The sequence below is a fragment of the Caballeronia sp. NCF2 genome (assembly GCF_023631205.1).
In the GTDB taxonomy this organism is placed as follows: Bacteria; Pseudomonadota; Gammaproteobacteria; order Burkholderiales; family Burkholderiaceae; genus Caballeronia; species Caballeronia zhejiangensis.
On record NZ_JALQDN010000054.1, the window covers coordinates 117018 to 138187 of the forward strand.

Consider the following 21170-nt stretch of genomic DNA (forward strand, 5'->3'; position numbering starts at 1 on the left):
GAACGTCTTCTCGGGGCAATGTAACACCGTCGCCGCACGCGGGTCGATGCGAGGAACCACGCGGTACGGCGCCCGGCGCTTTCCCGCGCTACAGCACGAGCGAGCCCGCCGAAATCGCGACGACGAGGAATATGACGAACAGAATCAGGAAGATGAAGAAGCAGATCTTCGCGATGCCCGCCGCACCCGACGATACGCGCGTAAAGCCGAAGAATCCGGCGACGACAGAAATGATCGCGAAAAGAATGGCGAGCTTGAGCATGGCAGATCCGATGTTTGTGTTGTGTTCGGTGACTGTTTGCAAGACCTGTGCCTCGGTTCTTCGCGGGCGGTGCTTATCGGAGTCGGCGGCAAAATCAGACCGTTAGTTGCAATGAAAGCGCGATAAAAAAGCGGGCAGTTCGACTGCCCGCTTCGAAGAGATCACCGTATGCCGCGCGCCCGATTGTCGGCTGCGGCGACCGTCGCGGGTGCGGCGGCGGCCGTCGCCGGGACAGGCTGACGGGTGCCGAGCCAGTTCGAGATCCGCTGATGCACATGCGGCACGGCAAGTAGCGCGCCGATCGCGATGGCGTCGGCGGCGAGTCCGGCAGGCACGTTGATGAGGCCATCGGTCAACGTGAACAGGATCGAATCGACGACGAGCGAAATCACCGTTCCCGCCACGAATGACACCATGCCCGCGCGTCCCAATGCGCCGACCCACGGCAGGCGCGTCGCCACCGCCTTGACGACGCCGTAGCGCGCCAGATTCGCCGCGATCCACGCGATGGCGAGGAAATTCACGACGCGCGGACCAGCAAGGTCGCGCTTGAAGGCGCTGTCCAGCACCGGCGGCAGCACGAGCAGCTTGTAGTACGCCATGCCGGCGATCAGCGCCACGGCGCCCGCGCTCACGATCCAGCCGAAGCGGTTCGCGCTCACGCGTTGATAGATCGGCTGGCAGCGCGCCAGCACGCCGAGCACGAACATCAACTGCCAGGCGGCGGGATTGAAGTCCCACAGATTGTCGTCGACGGACGGCATGAATTCGCCGATCTGCGCCGCGAACGCCCACACCGCGAGGCTTAGACCGAGCAGCAGCCAAGGCTTGCTGCGCGCGAGCGGCAGCATGAGCGGCACGGCGAGTGCGAAGAGCGCGTACATCGGCAGGACGGCCGAGAGATAAGGCTGGCGCTCGAATGTGAGAATTTCCGCGATCGAGGAAACCGGCTGCGACATCAGCGTGTCCAGATCATGCAGCGCGAGATTCGGCGCGTGGCCAAAAAAGGGCCGCAGCAGGAACGATGCGACGAGCATCAGCGCCGCCGTGACGAGAAACGCCCGATAAAGCTCGAACGCGCGTTTCACGAAGCGCCTGCGCGCCGCGCTTTCCGAGCGGCGCTCCGCGAGCGACGCGTAGGCCGTCGCCGTGGCGAAGCCGCCGAGGAACACGAAGACTTCGGCGGCGTCATTGAGCGCGAAGGCATGCAGCGTGAAACGCGACACCATGCTGCCGCCGATATGATCGACGACGATGATCAGCAGTACCAGTCCCCGGAAGAAGTCCAGCTCGACGAGACGTTTTGATTTTTGCTGCATGCGGCTTGCTCAGTGTCCTTGCGGCGACAGTTAAACACGGCCGCGAACACGCGGCGCGAAAGCATTGGAGTTTACCCGTATTTGCGGCAGTGCATCACGCGAACAGATGCAAATAAGCGTTTCAAATCCGATATTTGTCGGTTTGAACAACATCTCGCGTCGGGGATTGTCACCGGCTGGTTTCGATCAGGCGCAAGCTTTCAAGTTCATTTCATTTTTCCCGCCGAACAGGCTAATATCTCGCCCTCATCTCGAACGCTCCCGAACCATGGACTATCTCGTTGCCCTTCTCGCCGATCCCGCCGCCTGGGCCGCACTCGCGACGCTCGTCGTCATGGAAGTCGTGCTCGGCATCGACAACCTGATCTTCATTTCGATCCTGACCAACAAGCTGCCCGCGGCGCACCGCGAACGCACGCAGCGCATCGGCATCGCGCTCGCGCTCGTGATGCGGCTCGGCCTGCTCGGCACGGTCGCGCTGATCGTCCGCCTCACCACGCCGATCTTCGAAGCGTTCGGGCACGGCTTTTCCTGGCGCGACCTGATTCTCATCGCGGGCGGCGTGTTTCTCGTCTGGAAGGCGACGACGGAAATCCGCCATCACGTCACGCACGACGCCGACGAACACGCCGGCCCCGCGTCGGGCAAGAGCCTGACGCCGCTGTCGGCGATCGGCCAGATCCTGCTGCTCGATCTCGTGTTTTCCATCGACAGCATCGTGACGGCGGTCGGCATGACCGAGCACATTCCGATCATGTTCGTCGCGGTGATCGCCGCCGTCACCGTGATGCTGTTCGCGGCCGGTCCGCTGTCGCGCTTCATCGAGCGCAATCCGACGATCGTCATGCTCGCGCTCGGCTTCCTGCTCGTGATCGGGATGACGCTGATCGCCGAAGGCTTCGGAACACACGTGCCGAAGGGCTACATCTATGCGGCGATGGCGTTCTCGGCGCTGGTCGAGGGCCTGAACATGCTCGCGCGGCGCGCCAAGGGACGCGTTCGCGAGTAGCGCGCGCGGGCGGACGTTCGCTAAAGTTTCGGCGCCATCCGGCCGATATCGGACGGATGAGCACCCAACCCGCTTCCATCGAACGCGCGCCCGGTCGGCGCTGGCTCAACGGCTCGCGCGTGAGCGCTTATTGCGCGACGATCCTCGTCGTGCTCCAGTGTTACGGGCTCGTTCTCGCCGTGCGCAGTGCCGTCGCGGAGAAAGGTCATCCGGCCGGCTGGGACTTTCTGACGTTCTGGTCGGCTGCGCGCCTCGCGCTCGCGGGGCATCCGCTCGACGCCTATTCGGCGGACGCGATCAAGCACGTCGCGCAGCAACTGGGGCCGCACATCATCCTGCCGGGGCCGTGGTTCTATCCGCCGAACTTTCTGCTGCTGGTGCAGCCGTTCGGCTTGCTGTCGGCGCCGCTTGCCTACGCGCTGTTCGCTTCGATTTCGTCGGTCGTCTTCGTGCTGCTGGCCCGCCGCGCGCTGCCGATCCCCGACATGATCATGTGGATCGTCGCGTTTCCCGGCATCTGGCTCAACGCGGCCCAGGGACAGAATGCCGCGCTCACCGCGAGTCTCGCGCTCGCCGCATTTCTCTCGATGCCAAAACGGCCGATGCTCGCGGGCGTCTTCATCGGCCTGCTTTCGATCAAGCCGCATCTGGCCATCCTGTTTCCGCTCGCGCTGGCGTGCGCGGGCATGTGGACGACCTTCATCGCCGCCGCGCTAACGACGATCCTGTTCACCACGGTTTCGGTCGCCGTCTTCGGCCTCGACATCCTGCCGGTCTTTCTCCACGGACTGCACGATGCCAACGGTTTCACCGCGAGCGGCAGTCTTCCTTGGTTTCAGATGGCGAGCCTCTTCGCGAGCCTGCGCATGGCGCACGTCGCGACCGGTCCCGCCTATGTCGCGCAGGCGTGTCAGGCGATCGTGGCGATCTGCGCCGTCGCGTGGGTATGGCGCAATGCGAAAGGACTGGAAGTTCGCGCGACGGCGCTCGTCGCCGCGACGTTCATGATCAGCCCCTACATCTATAACTACGACGGCGTGTGGCTCGGCATCCCGCTGGCACTCATCGCCGCGCGCGCGCTGCGCGACGGATGGCTGCGCGGCGAGCCCGCGATCCTGTTTTTCGCGTGGATCTATCCGCAGTTGGGAAATCAGTTGGCCAAGGACTGCGGCGTAGGTGTAGGACCGCTGGTTTTCGCGTTGCTGATTTTCGTGGCGGTGCGGCGCGCGCGTCTCGAAGCCGCGGGCGCCGATCCGTCGCGTTAGAGCGCGTCAGAAAGGCAGTTCGCGCTGCGGATTGTCGGGCGCGGGCTGGTTCGACGCCGCCGGCAGCGGTTGCGCGCGCAGCCAGCGTTCGATGGCATCGATGACATGTTGGCGCTCGGCGTCGTCGAGCGCTTTTCCCGCCGCGATGCCGTGCCATTTCGCGAGACACGAGCGGCAGCACGTCGCCGTCGCGTGCTGCGCGATGAACACAGGATGCCCGCGAAACGGTGTCTGCTTGCCGTCGTTCAGCGGCGCTTGCGGCGCAAGCCGCTTGCCGATCAGCTCATGCGCCTGCGCCACGACCGTGTCGACGCCCTTCTCCCTTAAAACTTTCCCCTCACGCACGCCGAGCGCGAAACGGCGCCGGAATGCCGATTTCGCGAGCGCATCGAAGACGGCGTCGAGGTCGCGCATCGCGTCATCGATCCTTCGCGTAGAGCGTGGACTCCGCGAAGCCGTCGGCGGCCAGCACGCGTCCGACGAGAATCATCGCCGTGCGTTCCATGCCCGCCTCGCGCACTTTCGGCGCGATGTTCGCGAGCGTCCCTTCGACGCGCGTCTCGTCCGGCCAGCTCGCGCGAAACACGACCGCGACGGGACACTCCGCGCCGTAATGCGGCACGAGCTCCGCGACGATGCGCTCGATATGCCGCACGCCCAAATGAATCGCGAGCGTCGCGCGATGACGCGCGAGATCGGCGAGGCTCTCGCCTTCGGGCATCGACGTCTTCGTCGCGTAGCGCGTGAAGATCACGGTCTGCGAGATGCCGGGCAGCGTCAGTTCGCGCTTCAGCGCCGCCGCCGATGCCGCCGTCGCCGTGACACCCGGCACCACTTCGTAGGGAATCGCGAGCGCGTCGAGCCGGCGAATCTGCTCGCCGATCGCGCCGTACAGCGACGGATCGCCCGAATGCACGCGCGCCACGTCGTGCCCGTTCGCGTGCGCTTCCTGCAGGAGCGCGACGATCGCGTCGAGATCGAGCTCGGCCGTGTCGATGCATTTCAGCGCGCGATGTCCGTCGAGGACTTGCGTCGGCACGAGCGAGCCGGCGTAGAGAATCACGGGACATGCGCGGATCAGCCGCTGCCCCTTTACTGTGATGAGTTCGGGATCGCCCGGTCCGGCGCCGATGAAATAAACGGTCATGGTCTGGTGAGCCAGTGTTGAAGCGCGTCGCGGGCGCTGGCGGCGTCGTCGAAAATGCGGTCGGCGTCGGGAAGCGCGGGCCGCGTGAGCATGACGACGGCGATACCGCGTTCCCGCGCGACCGCGAGCTTCGCCTCGGTCGCCCGCCCGCCGCTGTTCTTGCTGACGACGACATCGATACGCGCCGCGTCGAACAAGGCGCGCTCGCCGGCGAGATCGAACGGACCGCGCGCATCGACAATGCTCGCGCGCGCGTTGCCCGGATGCGCGTCGAGACAGCGAATCGTCCAGTGCTGCGACGCGGGAATGTCGTGCAGATGCGCGAGCGCCTCGCGCCCGAGCGTGAAAAGCGGCCGATGAAACGGCGCGATGCATTCGACGATCTCGCGCCAGTCCGACGCCTCGCGCCAGTCGTCGCCCGCCTGCGGCTGCCATACGGGACGGCGCACCGCCCAGAGCGGCACGTCGGCGAGCGCGCAGGCATCGAACGCGTGGCGGCTCATCTGCGCGGCATAGGGATGCGTCGCATCGACGACGAGCGTGATGTGCTCGTCGCGCAGATATCGCACGAGCCCGTCGATGCCGCCGAAACCGCCGACGCGCACCGTGCACGCCAGATCGCCCGGCACGCGCCCGAGGCCCGCGAGACTGTAGACGTGCGTCGCAGGAAGCGCACGCGCGATCGCGAGCGCATCGCCGGTGCCGCCGAGCAGCAGCACGCGCGTCATGCCGCGCTCCCGACGATATTGCCCCGCCGGTCGATCGCGAAGGTCTCGACTTCGATGCCTGGCGGCAGCACGTCGAGCGCGACATCGCGCGCGCGTCGGCAGACGATATCGCCGAGCGCGATGCCTTCCGCGCGTGCGAGCTTGAGCGCTTCCTGACTCGTGTTGGCCGCGCGCATCGACGCCAGCAGTTCGGCGTTCGCGCCCGCATCGGCGGCCCAGACGGCGAGCAGCGGCAAGTCGATGCTCGAACTGCGGCTGTGCAGATCCATATGCCCCGCCGCGAGCTTGGACAGCTTGCCGAAGCCGCCGCACAGGCTCAGCTTGTCGACGCTCGCGCGGCGCAAATGCTTGAGCACCGCGCCCACGAAATCGCCCATTTCGATCAATGCGATGTCGGGCAGGCCGTAGCGCGCGCGCATCGCGTCCTCGCTCTGGTTGCCGGTGCACGCGGCGATATGCCGATACCCGTTCGCCCGCGCCACATCGATGCCCTGATGAATCGACGCGATGTACGCCGAGCACGAAAACGGTCTGACGATGCCGGTCGTGCCGAGTATCGACAATCCGCCGACGATGCCGAGGCGCGGATTCATCGTCTTCTGCGCGAGCGCTTCGCCGTTCTCCACGCCGATGGTCACGTCGAAACCGCCGCGATAGCCGACGCTTTTTGCGAGCGCGTCGAGATGCTCGGTCATCATCTTGCGCGGCATCGGATTGATCGCCGGTTCGCCGACGGCGAGCGCGAGGCCCGCGCGCGTCACCGTGCCGACGCCCGCGCCCGCATGAAAGCGCACGCCCGGTTCCTCCGACAGTCGCACGCGCGCGAACACGAGCGCACCGTGCGTGACGTCGGGATCGTCGCCCGCATCCTTGATGACGCCGGCTTCGGCGGCGGCGCTTTCATCGGGTAAACGGCGGCAGAACGAAAGCATCATCGTCACGCGCTGGCCCTTCGGCAGGACGATCTCCGCGCGCTCGCTCGTCTCACCGAGCAGCAAGAGGCGCGCGGCCGCGAGACTCGTCGCGGTCGCGCAGCTTCCTGTCGTGTAGCCGCTGCGCAGCGGCGCGGCTTTCTCCGGCGTCTCTTCACGCATGACGCATCACGGTTTGCTCGCGTGCAGGACGGTGATCGGCAGCGCCTGACGCCACGTGTCGAAGCTGCCGAGCGGTTCCGCCTGCGCGACGCCGATGCGCGTCAGCTCGCCGCCGTGGCGCGCGCGCCATTCGACGAGCGCCGCCTCGCTTTGCAGCGTCACCGCATTGGCGACGAGCCGCCCCCCCTGACGCAGACGCGCCCAGCACGCATCGAGCAGGCCCGGCACCGTCAATCCACCGCCGATGAACACCGCGTCCGGCGCGGGAAGGCCGTCGAGCGCGGCGGGCGCTTCGCCTCTGACGAGTTGCAGCGCGGGCACGCCGAGCGCATCGCGGTTGTATTCGATGAGACGCTGACGGCTCTCGTTCGCTTCGATCGCGATCGCCCGACACGCGCCATGCGCGCGCATCCATTCGATGCCGATCGAGCCGCAGCCCGCGCCGACGTCCCACAGCAGTTCGCCGGGCTGCGGCGCGAGGCGCGCGAGCGTCACGGCGCGCACGTCGCGCTTCGTCAACTGGCCGTCGTGGCGGTAGGCGTCGTCGGCGAGACCGGGCGTGAGCGGCGGCCCGGCGTGGCCGGCGTGCGTCCGGCACTCGATCGCGATGAGATTGAGCGCGGCAACGACGGGCTCGCGCCAGTCGTCGGCACGCTCGTCGATGCGGCGTTCGTCGCTGCCGCCGAGATGCTCGAAGACGGTCATGCGGCTCGCGCCGAAACCATGCGCGGTCAGAAGCGTGGCGACGGCGGCGGGCGTCGTGCCGTCCGCGCTCAGCACGATGAGGCGCACGCCGCGATGCAGATTCGCGAGCAGCGACGCCGCCGGCCGCCCGACGAGCGATACGCAGACGGCGTCTTGGAGCGCCCAGCACAGGCGCGCCGCCGCGAGCGACAGCGACGACGGCGCGGGAATGACGCGCATTTCGCCGTTGGCGACTTCGCGCGCGAGCGTCGCGCCGACGCCGAAGCACATCGGATCGCCGCTCGCGAGCACGCAGATGCGCGTTTTGCCGTCGCCGCGGTCGGCGAGCACGGCATCGAGCGAAAAGGGTTTCGGCCACGGCATGCGGCGCGCGGCGATGCGATCCGGCAGCAACGCGAGATGACGTTCGCCGCCGTGGATCGACTGGGCGTCGAGAAGCGCGCGACGCGCGGCGCGGGAAAGTCCGTGCCAGCCGTCTTCGCCGATGCCCACCACGGTCAGCCAGTTCGACATGCGCGGTCTCCTTGCTGCGATTCCGATCGCGTTCCCGGATACATGCCGGAAGCGCTCGGAGGGTCGATAAAAGCGGGCATAATACAGGTCCGTCGGCGCCCGGGGTCGTGAGACCGAGGGCTTAAAAGGGAACACAGCGAAACTGTGGCTGCCCCCGCAATTGTACGCAGCGAGTCCGCGCTCCACTGCCACTGGTTTTTACCGGGAAGGCCGGCGCGAATGTCGACCTGCCAGCCAAGAGACCTGCCGACCCAACGCATTCGCGCGACGCCGACCGGGCGGGGTGTACCGGTTCGCTCATCACGCGCGAAGCCCAACGGGTCACGCTTTTGAATTCTTTCGACCGCTCATCGCTCAACGCAACGCCGCGTGCTTCCGCATGCCCGGGCCTGATGCGCATCGTGCCCGCGCGCGATGGCGGCCTTGCGCGTCTGCGTCTCGCGGGCGGCGTGTTGAGCACGCGGGCGGCGCGGGCCGTCGCGCGCGCGGCTCGCGAGTACGGCTCGGGCGTGATCGAAGTGACCAATCGCGCGAATCTGCAACTGCGCGGCATTCGCGACGATGCCCACGCCGCGCTCGTCGACATCGCCCTCGACGCGGGCCTCGGCCCGTCGACGGCGGGCGCAGACGACATCCGCAACGTAATGCTGAGCCCGCTCGCGGACGACGGCACGCGCGCGCTCGCCGCGCGGATCGTCGATGCGATGCAGGCCGATGCGTCGCTGCATGCGCTGTCGCCGAAATTCGCGCTCCAGCTCGACGCCGGCGAGCGCCTCGCGATGCTCGATCATCCGCACGATCTTTGGCTTTCCGCCATCGACGATGGCGCGCGCTTCGCATTCGGCCTCGCCGGAACGATGCGCGATCCGGCGCTCGGCGCGATCTCGCGCGACGATCTCGTGATGTTCGTCCTGAACGTGTTGCGCAGCTTTCTCGCGCTGGCGACGCCTGAAGAACATCGCATGCGCGATCTGCTTGCGCGTATCGGCGTTGCGCGCTTTCTCGACGCCTTGCGTTTCGACGCCGATATCGCGACATGGACACGCGCACCCGCCGATGCATCGCTGCGTCTCGGCGCGCACGAGGAGCCGCATCGCGCGACGTGGTACGCGGGTGCGCAAACGCCGCTGGGCCGTCTCGATGCGACGACGCTCGAAGCGCTCGCCAATCTCGCCGACGCACACGGCGCAAGCCGCCTGACGATGACGCCGTGGCAAAGCGTGCTGATTCCCGGCCTCGCGGCGCATTCAGCGCATGACATGCTGCAAGGGCTGCACGCGCTCGGCCTTGCAACCGGCGCGCACGAACCGCTCGCGCGCCTCATCGCGTGCGCGGGTTCGGAACGCTGCGCAAAGAGCCGTGCCGATACCAAAGCCGATGCTCACCGGCTCGCCGCGCTCCTGCCTTCGGATGACGGGACGCAGGTGCATCTGAGCGGCTGCGAGCGTTCGTGCGCGGCGGCGCATCCGGTTCCGGTCACGCTCTACGCAGTCGCGCCCGGACGATACGACTTACATCGCGACGCACGAGCCGTCGCGCGCAATCTGACCATCGAAGAGGCGGCCGAACGGCTCGCCCGGAGCCATGCCGATGCTTGACTACATCCGCGACGGCGCGGAGATTTATCGTCAGTCCTTTGCGACGATCCGCGCCGAAGCCGACCTCGCCGCCATTCCCGCCGATCTGGAGAAGCTCGCCGTGCGGCTGATCCATGCGTGCGGCATGGTGGATATCGTGAGCGATCTGCGCTTCTCGCCCGGCGCGGGCAGCATCGGAAGAAAGGCGCTTGCAGCAGGCGCGCCGATCCTGTGCGATGCGCGCATGGTCGCCGAGGGCATCACGCGCGCGCGCTTGCCCGCCGACAACCGCGTGATCTGCACCTTGAGCGATCCCTCGATTCCCGAGCGCGCCCGCGCGATGCGCAACACGCGCTCGGCCGCCGCGCTCGAACTATGGCGTGCGCAACTCGAAGGCGCGATCGTCGCGATAGGCAACGCGCCGACCGCGCTCTTCCATCTGCTCGACATGATCGATGCCGGCGCGCCGAAGCCCGCGCTCATTCTCGGCTTTCCGGTCGGTTTCATCGGCGCGGCGGAATCGAAAGCGATGCTCGCCGCCGATAGCCGCGGCGTGCCCTTCGTCGCGCTGCTCGGCCGGCGCGGGGGCAGCGCGATGGCAGCGGCCGCAGTGAACGCACTTGCTTCGGAGGCCGAATGATGCGCGGACGTCTCTTTGGATTAGGCGTCGGCCCGGGCGATCCGGAGCTGATCACCGTGAAGGCGCTGCGGCTTTTGAAGACCGCGCCGGTGGTCGCGTATTTCGTCGCAAAGGGCAAGAAGGGTAATGCGTTCGGCATCATCGAATCGCATCTCGACGATACGCAGATGCGCCTGCCGCTCGTCTATCCGGTGACGACCGAAGCGCTCGAACCGCCGCTCTGCTACGAGACGATCATCAGCGCGTTCTACGACGAAGCCGCGCTCACGATATCCGGTCATCTCGAATCCGGACGCGATGTCGCCGTGATCTGCGAGGGCGATCCGTTTTTCTACGGCTCATACATGTATCTGCACGATCGTCTCGCAGCACGCTTCGATGCAGAGGTCGTGCCGGGCGTGTGCTCGATGCTCGGCGGCGTGGCCGTGCTCGGCGTGCCGCTCGTGTATCGCAATCAGAGCCTGTCGGTGCTGTCGGGCGTGCTGCCTGAAGACGATCTGAAGCGCCGTCTCGAAGCAGCCGATGCGGCCGTCATCATGAAGCTCGGCCGCAACTTCGAGAAAGTGCGGCGCGTGCTGGGCGAACTCGGCCTCGACGATCGCGCGTTGTATGTCGAGCGCGCGACGATGACCAACCAGCGCATCGTGCCGCTCGATGAAGTCGATCCGATGGCATCGCCGTATTTCTCGCTGCTCGTCGTGCCGGGGAAAAAATGGCGTGCATGAAGGCTTCCATGCCGATGGCGATCGTCGTGCTCGGCGCGGGCGCGCTCGATACCGCGCGTCGCATTCAGGCGCGCTTTCCGCAATCGCGCGTGCATGGACTGGCGAGCCGCGTGAGCGCGGACATCGCGTATGACGACTTCGGCGCGCACGTGCGTGGTCTGTATGCGTCGGGCGCGGCGATCGTCGCGCTGTGTTCCGCGGGCATCGTGATTCGCGCGCTTGCATCCTGTCTCGCCGACAAAGGCAACGAACCGCCCGTGCTCGCCATCGCGCAGGATGGCAGCGCCATCGTGCCGCTGCTCGGCGGCATGAGCGGCGTGAATGTGCTTGCGCGCGAGATCGGCGACGCCTTGCAAGTCGCACCCGCGATCACGACGAGCGGCGAATTGCGCTTCGGGAAATGTCTGCTGGCGCCGCCCGAAGGTTATGCACTTGCGGATATCGAGCAAGGCAAGCGTTTCGTGTCCGACCTGCTGGCGGGCGCGACGACGCGCATCGAAGGCCACGCGCCCTGGCTCGACGATGCCGCGCTGCCTCGCAACGACGATGCGCGTCTTGCCGTTCGCATCACGCCGCTTGCCACGCGCGATGAAAACAGCCTCGTGATTCATCCGCGTTGCGTGCTTGCGTGGATCGAAGATATTTCACACGACGATGACGTCGCCGAACGCGTGCGAGCTGCCTTGAACGAACGTGGTCTCGCACCGCTTGCGCTCGCGGCGTTGACTGCGCCCGCTCGCTACATGGCTTCGCGTCCGCTCGAAGATGCGGCGCGTGCGCTCGATGTGTCGTTGCGCTTCTGCGATGCCCCGCCATTCGCTCGCAACGATGCGCGAGGCGTTGCGCTGCACGTCAGCGATACGCCGATCGATGCGGGATCGATCGGCCATGCGCGCGGCACGCTGACGGTGATCGGCCTTGGTCCCGGCAAGGCGGAACTGATGACGCCCGCCGCAAGAAGCGCGCTTCACGACGCACAAGACGTGCTCGGTTACGAGACGTATGTGCGTATGGCGGGACCGTTTCGCGACGACCAGCGCGTGCACATCACCGACAATCGCGAGGAACTGCAGCGCGCGCGACACGCGTTCGAACTCGCGAGTGAAGGCCGACGCGTGATCGTGGTGTCATCGGGCGATCCCGGCGTGTTCGCGATGGCCGCAGCGGTGCTCGAAGCACTCGACGTAGGACGCGCCACGCATCCCGAATGGAATGCGGTGAAGCTTCAGATCGTGCCGGGCGTGTCGGCCTCGCTCGCGACGGCCGCGCGCGCGGGTGCGCCGCTCGGCCATGACTTCTGCGTGTTGTCGTTGTCGGATAACTTGAAGCCGTGGAGCGTGATCGAGAAGCGCATCGCGCATGCAGGCGAAGCGGATCTTGTGATGGCCTTCTATAACCCGCTGTCGAAGGCGCGGCCGTGGCAGTTCGATCGTGCGATCGACGTCGTGAAGCGATATCGGGACTCGGACACGCCGGTCGTGCTGGGAAGAGATATCGGACGTCCGGCGGAGGCTTTGCGCGTCATTGAGCTCGGTGAACTGAAGAGCGAGCTCGTCGACATGAGGACGATGGTCATCGTCGGATCATCGATGACGCGTGTCGTCGGGGATTGGGTTTATACGCCGCGGTGGTATGACTGAGGATGCGTCGAGAGTCAATGCTTGCCCGCTTTTGAACGCGAACGTACCGTCCAGTCAGGGTGCGCTACCCGTCGTTTGACCAGCCGCTCCAATTCCTTGCTGTGGTACAGGTCGAGGCACTTGAGAAAATCGAAGCGAATGTCCGCTCCCTTCGCTTCGGCCTCGACAAGCGGATTATAGTAATCGCGCCGTAGATGCTTGCGCACTAGCGCCTCCACTTCCGCGGGACTTTTATCGAGGTCGTAATAAGTCCAGTCTCTCAGTGCGCTCGCGCTACTTCCGGCATCGACGGCTGCGTCGTTACTGCCTTTGTACGCTGTGGCGACGCATATGGCCAAGACCATGTCCTTGTAATTCTGGGCGTAGGTGCGCGATGGCGCTTCCGGCGAGTTTTCGTTGGGGGGAATGGTCTGTCCGCTTGCCGTAGCGCACGCCAGCGCGAGAATCACCAGGCTGGTCCATCGCTTCATGACAGGCTCCAAAAATGCGCCTGGTCGGTCCTGTTTCGAACCCCAGGTTCGTTGAAGTAACAACTGTCGTAGCAAACGATACCGTTGTACAAGGTGGCATGGCCTTGTGCGTCTCGCCATCCCGACGTTTCAAAAAGAATCACACCTTTTTTGCCTGCGAGCCTGCCGCCTCCCGAGGGCGGATATTCAATCGTTTCCGGCTTGCCCCAACGCTGTTTGAGAAATTCGATGAGGTCCACCACGCGAAAGAAGTAGCGTCGACGATCAGCGCCTGAAACCGTCTTCCCATCGATGGCTGGAATGGTCGCGCCCGAGTGATTCAAGATATGGCTCATGCGAACCGCGCATGTGTTCTTCCACCTCGCTTCCGCACCCACCTCGTTGATGTTGGCGGCTACCTTCCCACCAATCACCGTCGCGACCTTCCCCTCGGATTCGATGGATCGAAGATTTCCATGGATGCCGACCACGCGGCCGCAAAGCTTGGTCTGTACATTTGTTATCCTAATTATTCATAGCCAAACAACTCCGAAATATGCAGGCGATTATAAAGTCGATATGGCTCGCTGAATCGGCTGCAAGCCTGATCGCGCAAAATTCGGACAATCACCGTGGCAGTCGGCAATATTCGAATCGATTGCTCAACAATCCGAGATTCTTATCAGCGCATCCGCAAGCACATATCTCGCGCTCCACTCGCGCGCGAGCGCCTCGCCGCGCCCGACCCGAATCGCACCTTCCTCGAAATCGACGACGACGATCTCATCCGCTGCGTGAGGTGCTTGCGGTTGCTCGTTCGTTCGCCCGTCGGTGAGCACCCACAAGCAGCGCCGTTGCACTGGTCTGCGCCGAGCCGCTCTTTCGAGCACCGTTCCCGCGCTCGCCAGCCCAAGCGCGAGGGGCGTGCCGCCACCGCCGCCGATCGGCGCGACCCACCGCTCATTGAACCAATGCGCCGCGCCCGGCTGACGACGCACTTCCGCGCGTGCACCGCCGAAACATATCAGCGCAATCTCCGCCCGCTCACGATAAGCGCGATCGAACAGCGCGACGAGCATGCCCTTCGCGCGCGCAAGGCGCTCGCCGGCGAGCATCGAGCCGGAGCAATCGAGCAGAAAACAATGCAGCACCGCACCGTCGCCCTGCGTGCGCCGGTATCGCAAATGCTCCGTAGCAAAGCGCGCGGAACGCTTTGCGCGCAATGTCGCCATCCAGTCGATCGACGCGCTGACTTCGCCCTCGCGCGTCGCGCTGCGGCCTTTCGCGAACGCTTCGTTCCATCGAAGACGATGCCTTGTGTCGAAGGCATTCGCGTCGCGCCTTCGATGGTTCAGGCTTTTTTTGCGGCGAGCGGCCTCACTTGCTTGACCTTCGCGGTTCCCGTCGGCTCCGGCGGCATGTAGCCCCAATCCGCTTGGTTCGAGCCTGCATCGGGCGACGTCGACTCGCGGCCTGCCGGTTCGCGTGAAGGCGCTTCCCCTTCTCTTCGCCGATGCTTGAGCACCGCATCGGCGACGCGTTCGACGTGCGTGACGTTCACGCCCGCTGCTTCCTCCAACGCAGCCAGCGCACGCGCCGCGCGCAGCATGACGATGTCCGCACGCAAGCCGTCGACATGCGCCTCGATGCAAAGCTCGCTCACGCGCGCATGAACCGGATCATCGAAATCGAATGACGACAATGCCGCGCGCGCCGCGTGAATGCGCGATTCCAGCGAAGCCTGCTCGTCGCGATGCCGCGCGCGAAACGCATCAGGATCGGCATCGAATGCAAGACGCGCCTTGACGATACGTTGCCGCACGAGCGCATCGAAGCAATTGTTCATCTCCACGGCAAGACCGAAACGATCGAGCAATTGCGGCCGCAACTCGCCCTCTTCCGGATTCATCGTGCCGATCAGCACGAAGCGCGCGTCGTGCCGATGCGAAATGCCATCGCGCTCGACGATGTTCACGCCGCTCGCCGCAACATCGAGCAACTGATCGACGAGCGGATTCGGCAGGAGATTCACTTCATCGACATACAGCACGCCCCGATGCGCCTTCGCAAGCAGGCCCGGAGAAAACTTCACACCGCCGTCGCGCAATGCGCTTTGGATGTCGAGCGTGCCGATCAACTGTTCCTCGCTCGCGCCGAGCGGCAAGGTCACGAGCTTCCCTTCGGGCAGCAACTCCGCGAGTGCGCGCGTCGCGGTGGATTTCGCGGTGCCGCGCGGCCCGCTCACGAGCACGCCGCCGATCGAAGGATCGACGGCCGCGAGCAAAAGCGCCTGCTGCAAGGGCGCCTGTGCGACGAGCGCCGAAAAAGGAAACACGGCAGATGTGATGGATTCGTTCAAGAATGTCGGCCTTCGATGTGCTGTTCGACATCGAGCAGATGCCGTTCGACCTGCTCGCGATAGCCAGCGGGTTGCTGCCACAGACCGCGTTGCATCGCTTCGAGCAGACGCTCGCAGATCGATTGCAACGCGTGCGGATTGTGCTGCGCAATGAACTCGCGCGTGTCGGCATCGTTCACATAGGCATCGGTGACCAGCGCGTACTGATGATCCGACACGACGCGCGCGGTGGCGTCGTAGCCGAACAGGTAATCGACGGTCGCCGCGAGTTCGGACGCGCCCTTGTAACCGTGCCGCTTCACGCCATCGATCCACTTCGGATTGACCACGCGTGAACGCACCACGCGCGCAATCTCTTCGTTCAGCGTGCGAACGCGCGGCGCAGCGGGATTGCTGTGATCGGCGTTATACGTCTGCGGCTGCACGCCCGACAGATAGCGCACGGCCGCGACCATGCCGCCCTGGAACTGGTGATAGTCGTTCGAATCGAGCAGATCGTGTTCGCGATTGTCCTGGTTCTGCACGACGACATCGAGCGTCGATAGCCGCGCGCCGAAGCTCGCGCGTGCTTCGACGCCATCGCCCGATTGCGAATACGCGTAGCCGCCCGCGCTTTGATACGCGGCGGAAAGATCCGCATCGGTCTGCCATTGCTTTGCGTCGATCAGTTCCTGCAGACCCGCGCCGTATGCGCCCGGCTTCGTGCTGAACACGCGCCAGCCCGCTCGACGCCGCGCGTCCTTCGTCTCGATGCCGCGCGCGATCAGCTCGTCGCGCTCACGAAGGATGCGCGCGCGGATCGGGTTGACATCGGCGGGCTCGTCGTCCAATTCGGCGACGGCCTGCACCGCCGCATCGAAGAGATGAATGAGATTCGCGAACGCATCGCGGAAGAAGCCCGATACGCGCAATGTCACGTCGATGCGCGGCCGGTTGAAGATCGAGATCGGCAGAATCTCGAAGTCGGTCACGCGATGACTGCCCGCCGCCCACTTGGGCCGCACGCCGATCAACGCGAACGCCTGCGCGATATCGTCGCCGCCGGTCCGCATCGTCGCCGTGCCCCACACCGACAAGCCGATTGCCCGCGGAAAATCGCCGTGATCCTGCACATGGCGTTCGACCAATGCGTTCGCCGACTTTACGCCGAGCGACCATGCGGCTTGCGTCGGCAATGCGCGCGTATCGACGGAATAGAAGTTGCGGCCGGTGGGCAGCACGTCCGGTCTGCCGCGCGAAGGCGAGCCGCTCGGACCCGGCGGCACGAAACGGCCTTCGAGACCTCGCTTCAGTTGCGTCAGCTCTTGCGGGCCGCACGCATCGAGCCGCGCGAGCACATCGCCACGCAGACGTTCGAGCACGAGCGATGCACGCGGTCCGGGCGCGGCTGCGTCAGCATCGGACAATAGTTGCATCGCTAACGATTCGAGGCGCTCGCGCGTATCGCCTTGATGACGCCACGGCGCTTCACTCACATCGGCAAGTGCTTGCGGACGCGGGCCGGTCCACGGCGCGGCCCAATCCGCATCGAGCGGATCGAAGATATCGGGCAATTGCAGATCCCGTGCGATCGCGACGATCAGGCTCGCGTTCGCGCCCTGGCCGTCGCCGATCGGAAAGCGGCCGAGCGCGAGCAGCGTGTCGCGTCGTTGCACGCCTTGCGGCGAGACACCGAATACATGCAGGCCGTCGCGAATCTGCGCTTCCTTCAGTTCGCAGAGATAGGCATCGGCGCGCGTGAGCAACGCGTCTTCACCCACGGTATCGCGTGGCGCATCCAGCCCGAGTTCCTCGTGCAGCCGGTTCTCGACGATGTTCGCGAGAATCGTCTTGCGCAGCAGCTTCGCGCGGCGCACATCGACCATCAACGCTTCGTAGTATTCGTCGACCTGACGCTCGAGATCCTGCAATGGCCCATAGTTCTCGGCGCGCGTGAGCGGCGGCATCAGATGATCGATGATCACGGCCTGCGCGCGGCGCTTCGCCTGACTGCCTTCGCCCGGATCGTTGACGATGAACGGATAGAGATGCGGCATCGGTCCGAGAATCGCATCCGGCCAGCACGATGACGACAACGCGACGCTCTTTCCCGGCAGCCATTCGAGATTGCCGTGCTTGCCGACATGCACGAGCGCATCCGCCTGAAAGCGCAGACGCAGCCAGAAATAGAACGCGAGATAGGAATGCGGCGGCACGAGTTCGGCATCGTGATAGCTCGCGTAATCGTTGCGCTGCCGCGAACGCGAAGGCTGAATGCCGATGAACACTTCCCCGCAGCGATAGCCCGCGATCATGAAACGGCCGCGTCTGATCGTCGGGTCGTCTTCGGGTGCGCCCCAGGTTTTTTCGAGCGCGGCGCGCGCATCGGCGGGCAGTGTGCGATACGCGTCGAGATAGTCATCGAGCGAAAGACTCTGCAACGCAGGGCGCATATCGCGGACGACGGGATCGTTGGTCACGCCTTCCGTCAACGCGGCGATGAGCGCATCGCCGTTCGCCGGCATGGTGCCGACGCGATAGCCTTCTCGCGCGAGCATCGACAGAATGTTGATCGCGGATGCGGGCGTATCGAGTCCCACGCCATTGCCGATGCGCCCTTCGCTCGCCGGGTAGTTCGCCAGCACGAGCGCGATGCGCTTCTGCGCGTTCCGCGTATGACGCAGCTTGGACCACCGCCGGCTCAGTTCGGCGACGAAGCGCACGCGCTCCGCGTCGGCCTGATAGCGCACGACATCCACCTGCGTATGCTTGCAGTGATATGCGAGCCCCTTGAAACTCACGGCGCGCGTGATGATGCGGCCATCGACTTCGGGAAGCGCGACATGCATGGCGACGTCGCGCGAATTCAGGCCGTGATTGTCCTTCTGCCAGTCATCGCGATTGCCGCCGCTCAGGATGACTTGCAGCACGGGCGCATCGCCCGCGACTTCGAATGCTTCGTCCTCGCCGATCACGCTCGCCGCAAAAGCCGTCGTGTTCAATACGAGCGATGCGCGATGCTGCGCGCACAAACGCTCGACCACTTCGCGGTTCACGCTTTCCTTGAGCGACGAAATCGCGATCGGCAACGGATTCATGCCTTCCTTTTCGAGCGCTTCGATGAGCGCATCGAACACGGCCGTATTGCCCGATTGCAAATGCGCGCGGTAAAACAGGATCGCGGCGACGCCCGCGCCTTCGGTCCAGCGCGCCTGCCAGTCGTCGATGACCGCGATATCGCGCTCGGGATGATAGATCGCGACGGCGGGCAGCGGACTCGGCGGCTGCGGCTCGCGCCCGAAGCCGAACGCGCGATGCGCGATCGCGCGTAGAAACTCCTCGGCATTGCGCGCGCCGCCTTCGCGCAGATAGCGCGACAGCTCGCGGCAAAACGCTGCATCGGCCGTGCTCTTGCCGATAAGATTCGGGTCCTCGGTGAGATCGCCCGAAAACATCGCGAGCATCTGCTTGCGCTCTTTCGCGAGCGCGACGAGCCGCTCGATGCCGTACGGCCAGTACGATTCGCCGCCGAGATGATCGACGATCACGACCTTCGCGTGACGCAATACATCGTCGACATAGAAATCGACCGATGCGGGCTGACGCAGAAACGATTGATTCGCGAGCCGCACGTCGGGAAAGCCCGGCTCGAGACGCGGAAACGCGCTCGCGAGCAACGCGAGCGTCGTATCGGCGGAGCTGAGCACGACGATCGGCGCGCTCGTCTGATCGATACGCATGACGCCCTGCGCGTCGTCGACGAAGCCTCCCGGCGTCGTGCGGAGCAGATGCATCGCGGTTACGCCTGCACGGGCGCGCTCGCGAGCGCGGCGTCGAACGCGCGTTGCAGCGTCGCGCGTTCGAGGTCTTCGCCGATCAGCACGAAGCGGCTTTGGGTCTTCGCTTCGCCCGCTTCCCAGCGGCGGTCGAAGTAACTGTCGAAGCGTCGTCCGACGCCTTGCACGACGAGCCGCATCGCCGCGCCCGGCAACGCAGCGAAACCCTTCACGCGATAGATCGTGTGCTGCTCGACGAGCGCATGCAGCGCGGCCAGCGCCTGCTCGCGCGATTCGACGTTGCCATGCACGACGACCGAATCGAACTCGTCATGATGATGATCGGCGTGGCCTGCTTCATCGGGCGAACCGTGATGATCGTGCCGCAAATGAATCGTCTCTTCCGATGCCGATTCGAGACCGAGCAATGTATGCACATCGAGCCTGCCCATCTGCGCGGGCACGATCTTCACTTCGGGCGGAATCTCGGGCCGCACGAGCGCTTCGACCTTTCGCAGCGCTTCATCATCCATGAGATCGGTCTTGTTGACGATGACGAGATCGGCAGACGAAAGCTGGTCCTCGAACAGTTCATGCAGCGGCGATTCGTGATCGAGATTGGGATCGGCCTTGCGTTGCGCATCGACGGCGACGGGATTCGCCGCGAACTGACCGCTCGCGGCAGCGGGTCCATCGACCACGGTCACGACGGCATCGACGGTGAATGCGTTCTTGATCGACGGCCAGTTGAACGCCTGCACGAGCGGCTTCGGCAAAGCGAGACCGGACGTTTCGATCAGCACGTGATCGATGCTCTCGCGCCGCTCGACGAGTTGTTCCATGACCGGATAGAACTCTTCCTGCACGGTGCAGCAGAGACAACCGTTCGCGAGCTCGTACAGATTGCGGTCTTTGGAGCCGGCTTCATCGTCGCAACCGATGCCGCAACCTTTCAAGATCTCCCCGTCGATGCCGAGCTCGCCGAACTCGTTGACGATCACCGCGATGCGCTTGCCTTGCGCATTGGAGAGGATATGCCGCATCAGTGTGGTCTTGCCGCTGCCGAGAAAGCCGGTCACGACCGTGACGGGAATCTTGCGGGTTTGCATCGTCGCTCCGTGGCTTCGGTTGCATGCGCTTCATGTCGCGCGATGCCTGGCAACGCGGCTGGATGAAAGGGAAACGCACGCTTTTATGGATTATGGGCCGCGCCGCATCCCCGCGACAGCAAGCCCCGCTCAAAGTCTGGCCGGTATCCGGGCTGACGACGACGCCGCTTCGCCTTCCCGCGCGTTTCTCACGCGCAGTGGCTTCGAAGCCGGCTTCCCGTACACGCGATGAAAATGCCGTGCGCGGTGAATCGCTTACCGTTGCGGGGGCAGCGCAGGTTGACGTGCGTTCGACGAATCGAAAGGAACGCGCCCTGCTTCCCGTTTAACTGCGCACGAGAGAATCCGCGCGCGAGCACCAAAACTGCGTGAAAGTCTAGGCCCGGCGGGCGCGAGCGTCAAGAAAGGTGGTAAGGTCGGCGCACATGGAATCCGTCATCGCTCACATGAATCAGCCCGCTGTCACGCGTCTTTCCGTGGGGATCGGCTGCAGGCGGGGCGCGAGCGCCGACGCAATCGAGCACGCCGTGCGCGGCGCTTTGGGCACGCTTGCGTTCGGCGACATCGCCATCATCGCGAGCATCGACGCGAAACGGCACGAGGCGGGACTGCTCGCGTTCTGCGAGCGTCATCGTCTGACATTGCGCTTCTACGGCGCCGATGAAATCGCGCAAGCGCCGCGCACGGCGATATCGCATCATGCAATGGCGCATATGAACGTCGATGGCGTATGCGAGCCTTGCGCGCTGCTCGCGGGCAACGCGCGAACGCTCATCGTGCCAAAGACGATCGATTGTGGCGTAACCGTCGCGATCGCAGCGATGCATGCGCCCCGCGCGAACGGAACATGAATACCGGTCTTGCGGTCGTGCGC

20 protein-coding genes and 2 riboswitches are annotated in these 21170 nt (G+C 65.0%); of the genes, 7 read left to right on the forward strand and 13 right to left on the reverse strand.

Going from position 1 to position 21170, the window contains the following annotated elements:
* Positions 1–88: 88 nt before the first annotated feature.
* Both NCS02_RS18170 and NCS02_RS18175 read right to left on the reverse strand, forming a co-directional pair.
* Positions 89–262, reverse strand: coding sequence for a DUF1328 domain-containing protein (locus NCS02_RS18170; RefSeq protein WP_008353131.1), 174 nt, complete (start codon positions 260–262; stop codon positions 89–91).
* Between the two features lie 161 nt (positions 263–423).
* Positions 424–1581: an OpgC domain-containing protein gene (locus NCS02_RS18175; protein WP_250503031.1), complete on the reverse strand. Its 1158-nt coding sequence runs from the start codon at positions 1579–1581 to the stop codon at positions 424–426.
* Positions 1582–1849: 268 nt separating this feature from the next.
* On the opposite strand from NCS02_RS18175, the gene NCS02_RS18180 reads away from it, so the two are divergent.
* Both NCS02_RS18180 and NCS02_RS18185 read left to right on the forward strand, forming a co-directional pair.
* Positions 1850–2590 (forward strand): TerC family protein, encoded by a 741-nt coding sequence (locus NCS02_RS18180; RefSeq protein ID WP_008353127.1) that lies wholly within the window; start codon positions 1850–1852, stop codon positions 2588–2590.
* A 56-nt stretch (positions 2591–2646) separates the two neighbouring features.
* Positions 2647–3855, forward strand: coding sequence for a glycosyltransferase family 87 protein (locus NCS02_RS18185; protein ID WP_250503032.1), 1209 nt, complete (start codon positions 2647–2649; stop codon positions 3853–3855).
* A 6-nt stretch (positions 3856–3861) separates the two neighbouring features.
* Here NCS02_RS18185 and NCS02_RS18190 read toward each other — a convergent pair whose 3' ends face one another.
* The 5 genes from NCS02_RS18190 to cbiE are packed head-to-tail and all read right to left on the reverse strand — an operon-like array spanning position 3862 to position 8042.
* The gene (locus NCS02_RS18190) at positions 3862–4269 is read right to left on the reverse strand and encodes a DUF4186 domain-containing protein (RefSeq protein ID WP_250523255.1); all 408 of its coding nucleotides are present in this window, start codon (positions 4267–4269) and stop codon (positions 3862–3864) included.
* Between the two features lie 4 nt (positions 4270–4273).
* The gene (gene cobM, locus NCS02_RS18195) at positions 4274–5002 is read right to left on the reverse strand and encodes a precorrin-4 C(11)-methyltransferase (RefSeq protein WP_250503033.1); all 729 of its coding nucleotides are present in this window, start codon (positions 5000–5002) and stop codon (positions 4274–4276) included.
* Positions 4999–5730, reverse strand: a complete 732-nt coding sequence (locus NCS02_RS18200) for a cobalt-precorrin-6A reductase (RefSeq protein ID WP_250503034.1) — start codon at positions 5728–5730, stop codon at positions 4999–5001. The genes cobM and NCS02_RS18200 overlap by 4 nt, the downstream gene beginning before the upstream one ends.
* On the reverse strand, positions 5727–6824 hold the full coding sequence (locus NCS02_RS18205) for a cobalt-precorrin-5B (C(1))-methyltransferase (protein ID WP_250503035.1): 1098 nt from the start codon (positions 6822–6824) through the stop codon (positions 5727–5729). The genes NCS02_RS18200 and NCS02_RS18205 overlap by 4 nt, the downstream gene beginning before the upstream one ends.
* Before the next feature lie 6 nt (positions 6825–6830).
* Positions 6831–8042, reverse strand: a complete 1212-nt coding sequence (cbiE, locus tag NCS02_RS18210) for a precorrin-6y C5,15-methyltransferase (decarboxylating) subunit CbiE (RefSeq protein ID WP_175979434.1) — start codon at positions 8040–8042, stop codon at positions 6831–6833.
* Positions 8043–8118: 76 nt separating this feature from the next.
* Positions 8119–8307, forward strand: a riboswitch (cobalamin riboswitch).
* 64 nt (positions 8308–8371) lie between these two features.
* Between cbiE and cobG the strand changes: the two genes are divergently transcribed.
* From cobG to cobJ, 4 genes are read left to right on the forward strand one after another with little or no spacing between them, the layout of a single operon-like run.
* On the forward strand, positions 8372–9640 hold the full coding sequence (cobG, locus tag NCS02_RS18215) for a precorrin-3B synthase (RefSeq protein ID WP_250519918.1): 1269 nt from the start codon (positions 8372–8374) through the stop codon (positions 9638–9640).
* Positions 9633–10259, forward strand: coding sequence for a precorrin-8X methylmutase (locus NCS02_RS18220; RefSeq protein ID WP_008353117.1), 627 nt, complete (start codon positions 9633–9635; stop codon positions 10257–10259). The genes cobG and NCS02_RS18220 overlap by 8 nt, the downstream gene beginning before the upstream one ends.
* Positions 10256–10984: a precorrin-2 C(20)-methyltransferase gene (locus NCS02_RS18225; RefSeq protein ID WP_250503037.1), complete on the forward strand. Its 729-nt coding sequence runs from the start codon at positions 10256–10258 to the stop codon at positions 10982–10984. Before NCS02_RS18220 ends, NCS02_RS18225 begins: the two co-directional genes overlap by 4 nt.
* Positions 10972–12624, forward strand: a complete 1653-nt coding sequence (cobJ, locus tag NCS02_RS18230) for a precorrin-3B C(17)-methyltransferase (RefSeq protein WP_250523256.1) — start codon at positions 10972–10974, stop codon at positions 12622–12624. Before NCS02_RS18225 ends, cobJ begins: the two co-directional genes overlap by 13 nt.
* A gap of 14 nt (positions 12625–12638) precedes the next feature.
* Here cobJ and NCS02_RS18235 read toward each other — a convergent pair whose 3' ends face one another.
* The 6 genes from NCS02_RS18235 to cobW form a co-directional block, all read right to left on the reverse strand.
* Positions 12639–13094: a type VI secretion system amidase immunity protein Tai4 gene (locus tag NCS02_RS18235; RefSeq protein ID WP_250456831.1), complete on the reverse strand. Its 456-nt coding sequence runs from the start codon at positions 13092–13094 to the stop codon at positions 12639–12641.
* A complete protein-coding gene (locus NCS02_RS18240; RefSeq protein WP_250503039.1) occupies positions 13091–13564 on the reverse strand; it encodes a type VI secretion system amidase effector protein Tae4 in 474 nt (157 codons plus the stop codon). The genes NCS02_RS18235 and NCS02_RS18240 overlap by 4 nt, the downstream gene beginning before the upstream one ends.
* A 171-nt stretch (positions 13565–13735) precedes the next feature.
* Positions 13736–14305 (reverse strand): vWA domain-containing protein, encoded by a 570-nt coding sequence (locus NCS02_RS18245; protein ID WP_250435925.1) that lies wholly within the window; start codon positions 14303–14305, stop codon positions 13736–13738.
* Positions 14306–14424: 119 nt separating this feature from the next.
* Positions 14425–15432, reverse strand: coding sequence for a magnesium chelatase ATPase subunit I (locus NCS02_RS18250; RefSeq protein ID WP_250503040.1), 1008 nt, complete (start codon positions 15430–15432; stop codon positions 14425–14427).
* Positions 15429–19205 (reverse strand): cobaltochelatase subunit CobN, encoded by a 3777-nt coding sequence (gene cobN / locus NCS02_RS18255; protein WP_250523257.1) that lies wholly within the window; start codon positions 19203–19205, stop codon positions 15429–15431. The genes NCS02_RS18250 and cobN overlap by 4 nt, the downstream gene beginning before the upstream one ends.
* 5 nt (positions 19206–19210) lie before the next feature.
* Positions 19211–20296 (reverse strand): cobalamin biosynthesis protein CobW, encoded by a 1086-nt coding sequence (gene cobW, locus NCS02_RS18260; protein WP_250435930.1) that lies wholly within the window; start codon positions 20294–20296, stop codon positions 19211–19213.
* A gap of 121 nt (positions 20297–20417) precedes the next feature.
* Positions 20418–20675, reverse strand: a riboswitch (cobalamin riboswitch).
* A gap of 67 nt (positions 20676–20742) precedes the next feature.
* On the opposite strand from cobW, the gene NCS02_RS18265 reads away from it, so the two are divergent.
* On the forward strand, positions 20743–21147 hold the full coding sequence (locus tag NCS02_RS18265; RefSeq protein WP_250519919.1) for a cobalamin biosynthesis protein: 405 nt from the start codon (positions 20743–20745) through the stop codon (positions 21145–21147).
* The last annotated feature ends 23 nt before the right edge of the window (positions 21148–21170 follow it).

Excerpts from the sequence above, each read along its gene's own strand:
- NCS02_RS18170 (WP_008353131.1), bottom strand. The coding sequence starts at position 262 with ATGCTCAAGCTCGCCATTCTTTTCGCGATCATTTCTGTCGTCGCCGGA.
- NCS02_RS18175 (WP_250503031.1), bottom strand. The coding sequence starts at position 1,581 with ATGCAGCAAAAATCAAAACGTCTCGTCGAGCTGGACTTCTTCCGGGGA.
- NCS02_RS18180 (WP_008353127.1), top strand. The coding sequence starts at position 1,850 with ATGGACTATCTCGTTGCCCTTCTCGCCGATCCCGCCGCCTGGGCCGCA.
- NCS02_RS18185 (WP_250503032.1), top strand. The coding sequence starts at position 2,647 with ATGAGCACCCAACCCGCTTCCATCGAACGCGCGCCCGGTCGGCGCTGG.
- NCS02_RS18190 (WP_250523255.1), bottom strand. The coding sequence starts at position 4,269 with ATGCGCGACCTCGACGCCGTCTTCGATGCGCTCGCGAAATCGGCATTC.
- cobM (WP_250503033.1), bottom strand. The coding sequence starts at position 5,002 with ATGACCGTTTATTTCATCGGCGCCGGACCGGGCGATCCCGAACTCATC.
- NCS02_RS18200 (WP_250503034.1), bottom strand. The coding sequence starts at position 5,730 with ATGACGCGCGTGCTGCTGCTCGGCGGCACCGGCGATGCGCTCGCGATC.
- NCS02_RS18205 (WP_250503035.1), bottom strand. The coding sequence starts at position 6,824 with ATGCGTGAAGAGACGCCGGAGAAAGCCGCGCCGCTGCGCAGCGGCTAC.
- cbiE (WP_175979434.1), bottom strand. The coding sequence starts at position 8,042 with ATGTCGAACTGGCTGACCGTGGTGGGCATCGGCGAAGACGGCTGGCAC.
- NCS02_RS18220 (WP_008353117.1), top strand. The coding sequence starts at position 9,633 with ATGCTTGACTACATCCGCGACGGCGCGGAGATTTATCGTCAGTCCTTT.
- NCS02_RS18225 (WP_250503037.1), top strand. The coding sequence starts at position 10,256 with ATGATGCGCGGACGTCTCTTTGGATTAGGCGTCGGCCCGGGCGATCCG.
- cobJ (WP_250523256.1), top strand. The coding sequence starts at position 10,972 with ATGGCGTGCATGAAGGCTTCCATGCCGATGGCGATCGTCGTGCTCGGC.
- NCS02_RS18235 (WP_250456831.1), bottom strand. The coding sequence starts at position 13,094 with ATGAAGCGATGGACCAGCCTGGTGATTCTCGCGCTGGCGTGCGCTACG.
- NCS02_RS18245 (WP_250435925.1), bottom strand. The coding sequence starts at position 14,305 with ATGGCGACATTGCGCGCAAAGCGTTCCGCGCGCTTTGCTACGGAGCAT.
- cobN (WP_250523257.1), bottom strand. The coding sequence starts at position 19,205 with ATGCATCTGCTCCGCACGACGCCGGGAGGCTTCGTCGACGACGCGCAG.
- cobW (WP_250435930.1), bottom strand. The coding sequence starts at position 20,296 with ATGCAAACCCGCAAGATTCCCGTCACGGTCGTGACCGGCTTTCTCGGC.
- NCS02_RS18265 (WP_250519919.1), top strand. The coding sequence starts at position 20,743 with ATGAATCAGCCCGCTGTCACGCGTCTTTCCGTGGGGATCGGCTGCAGG.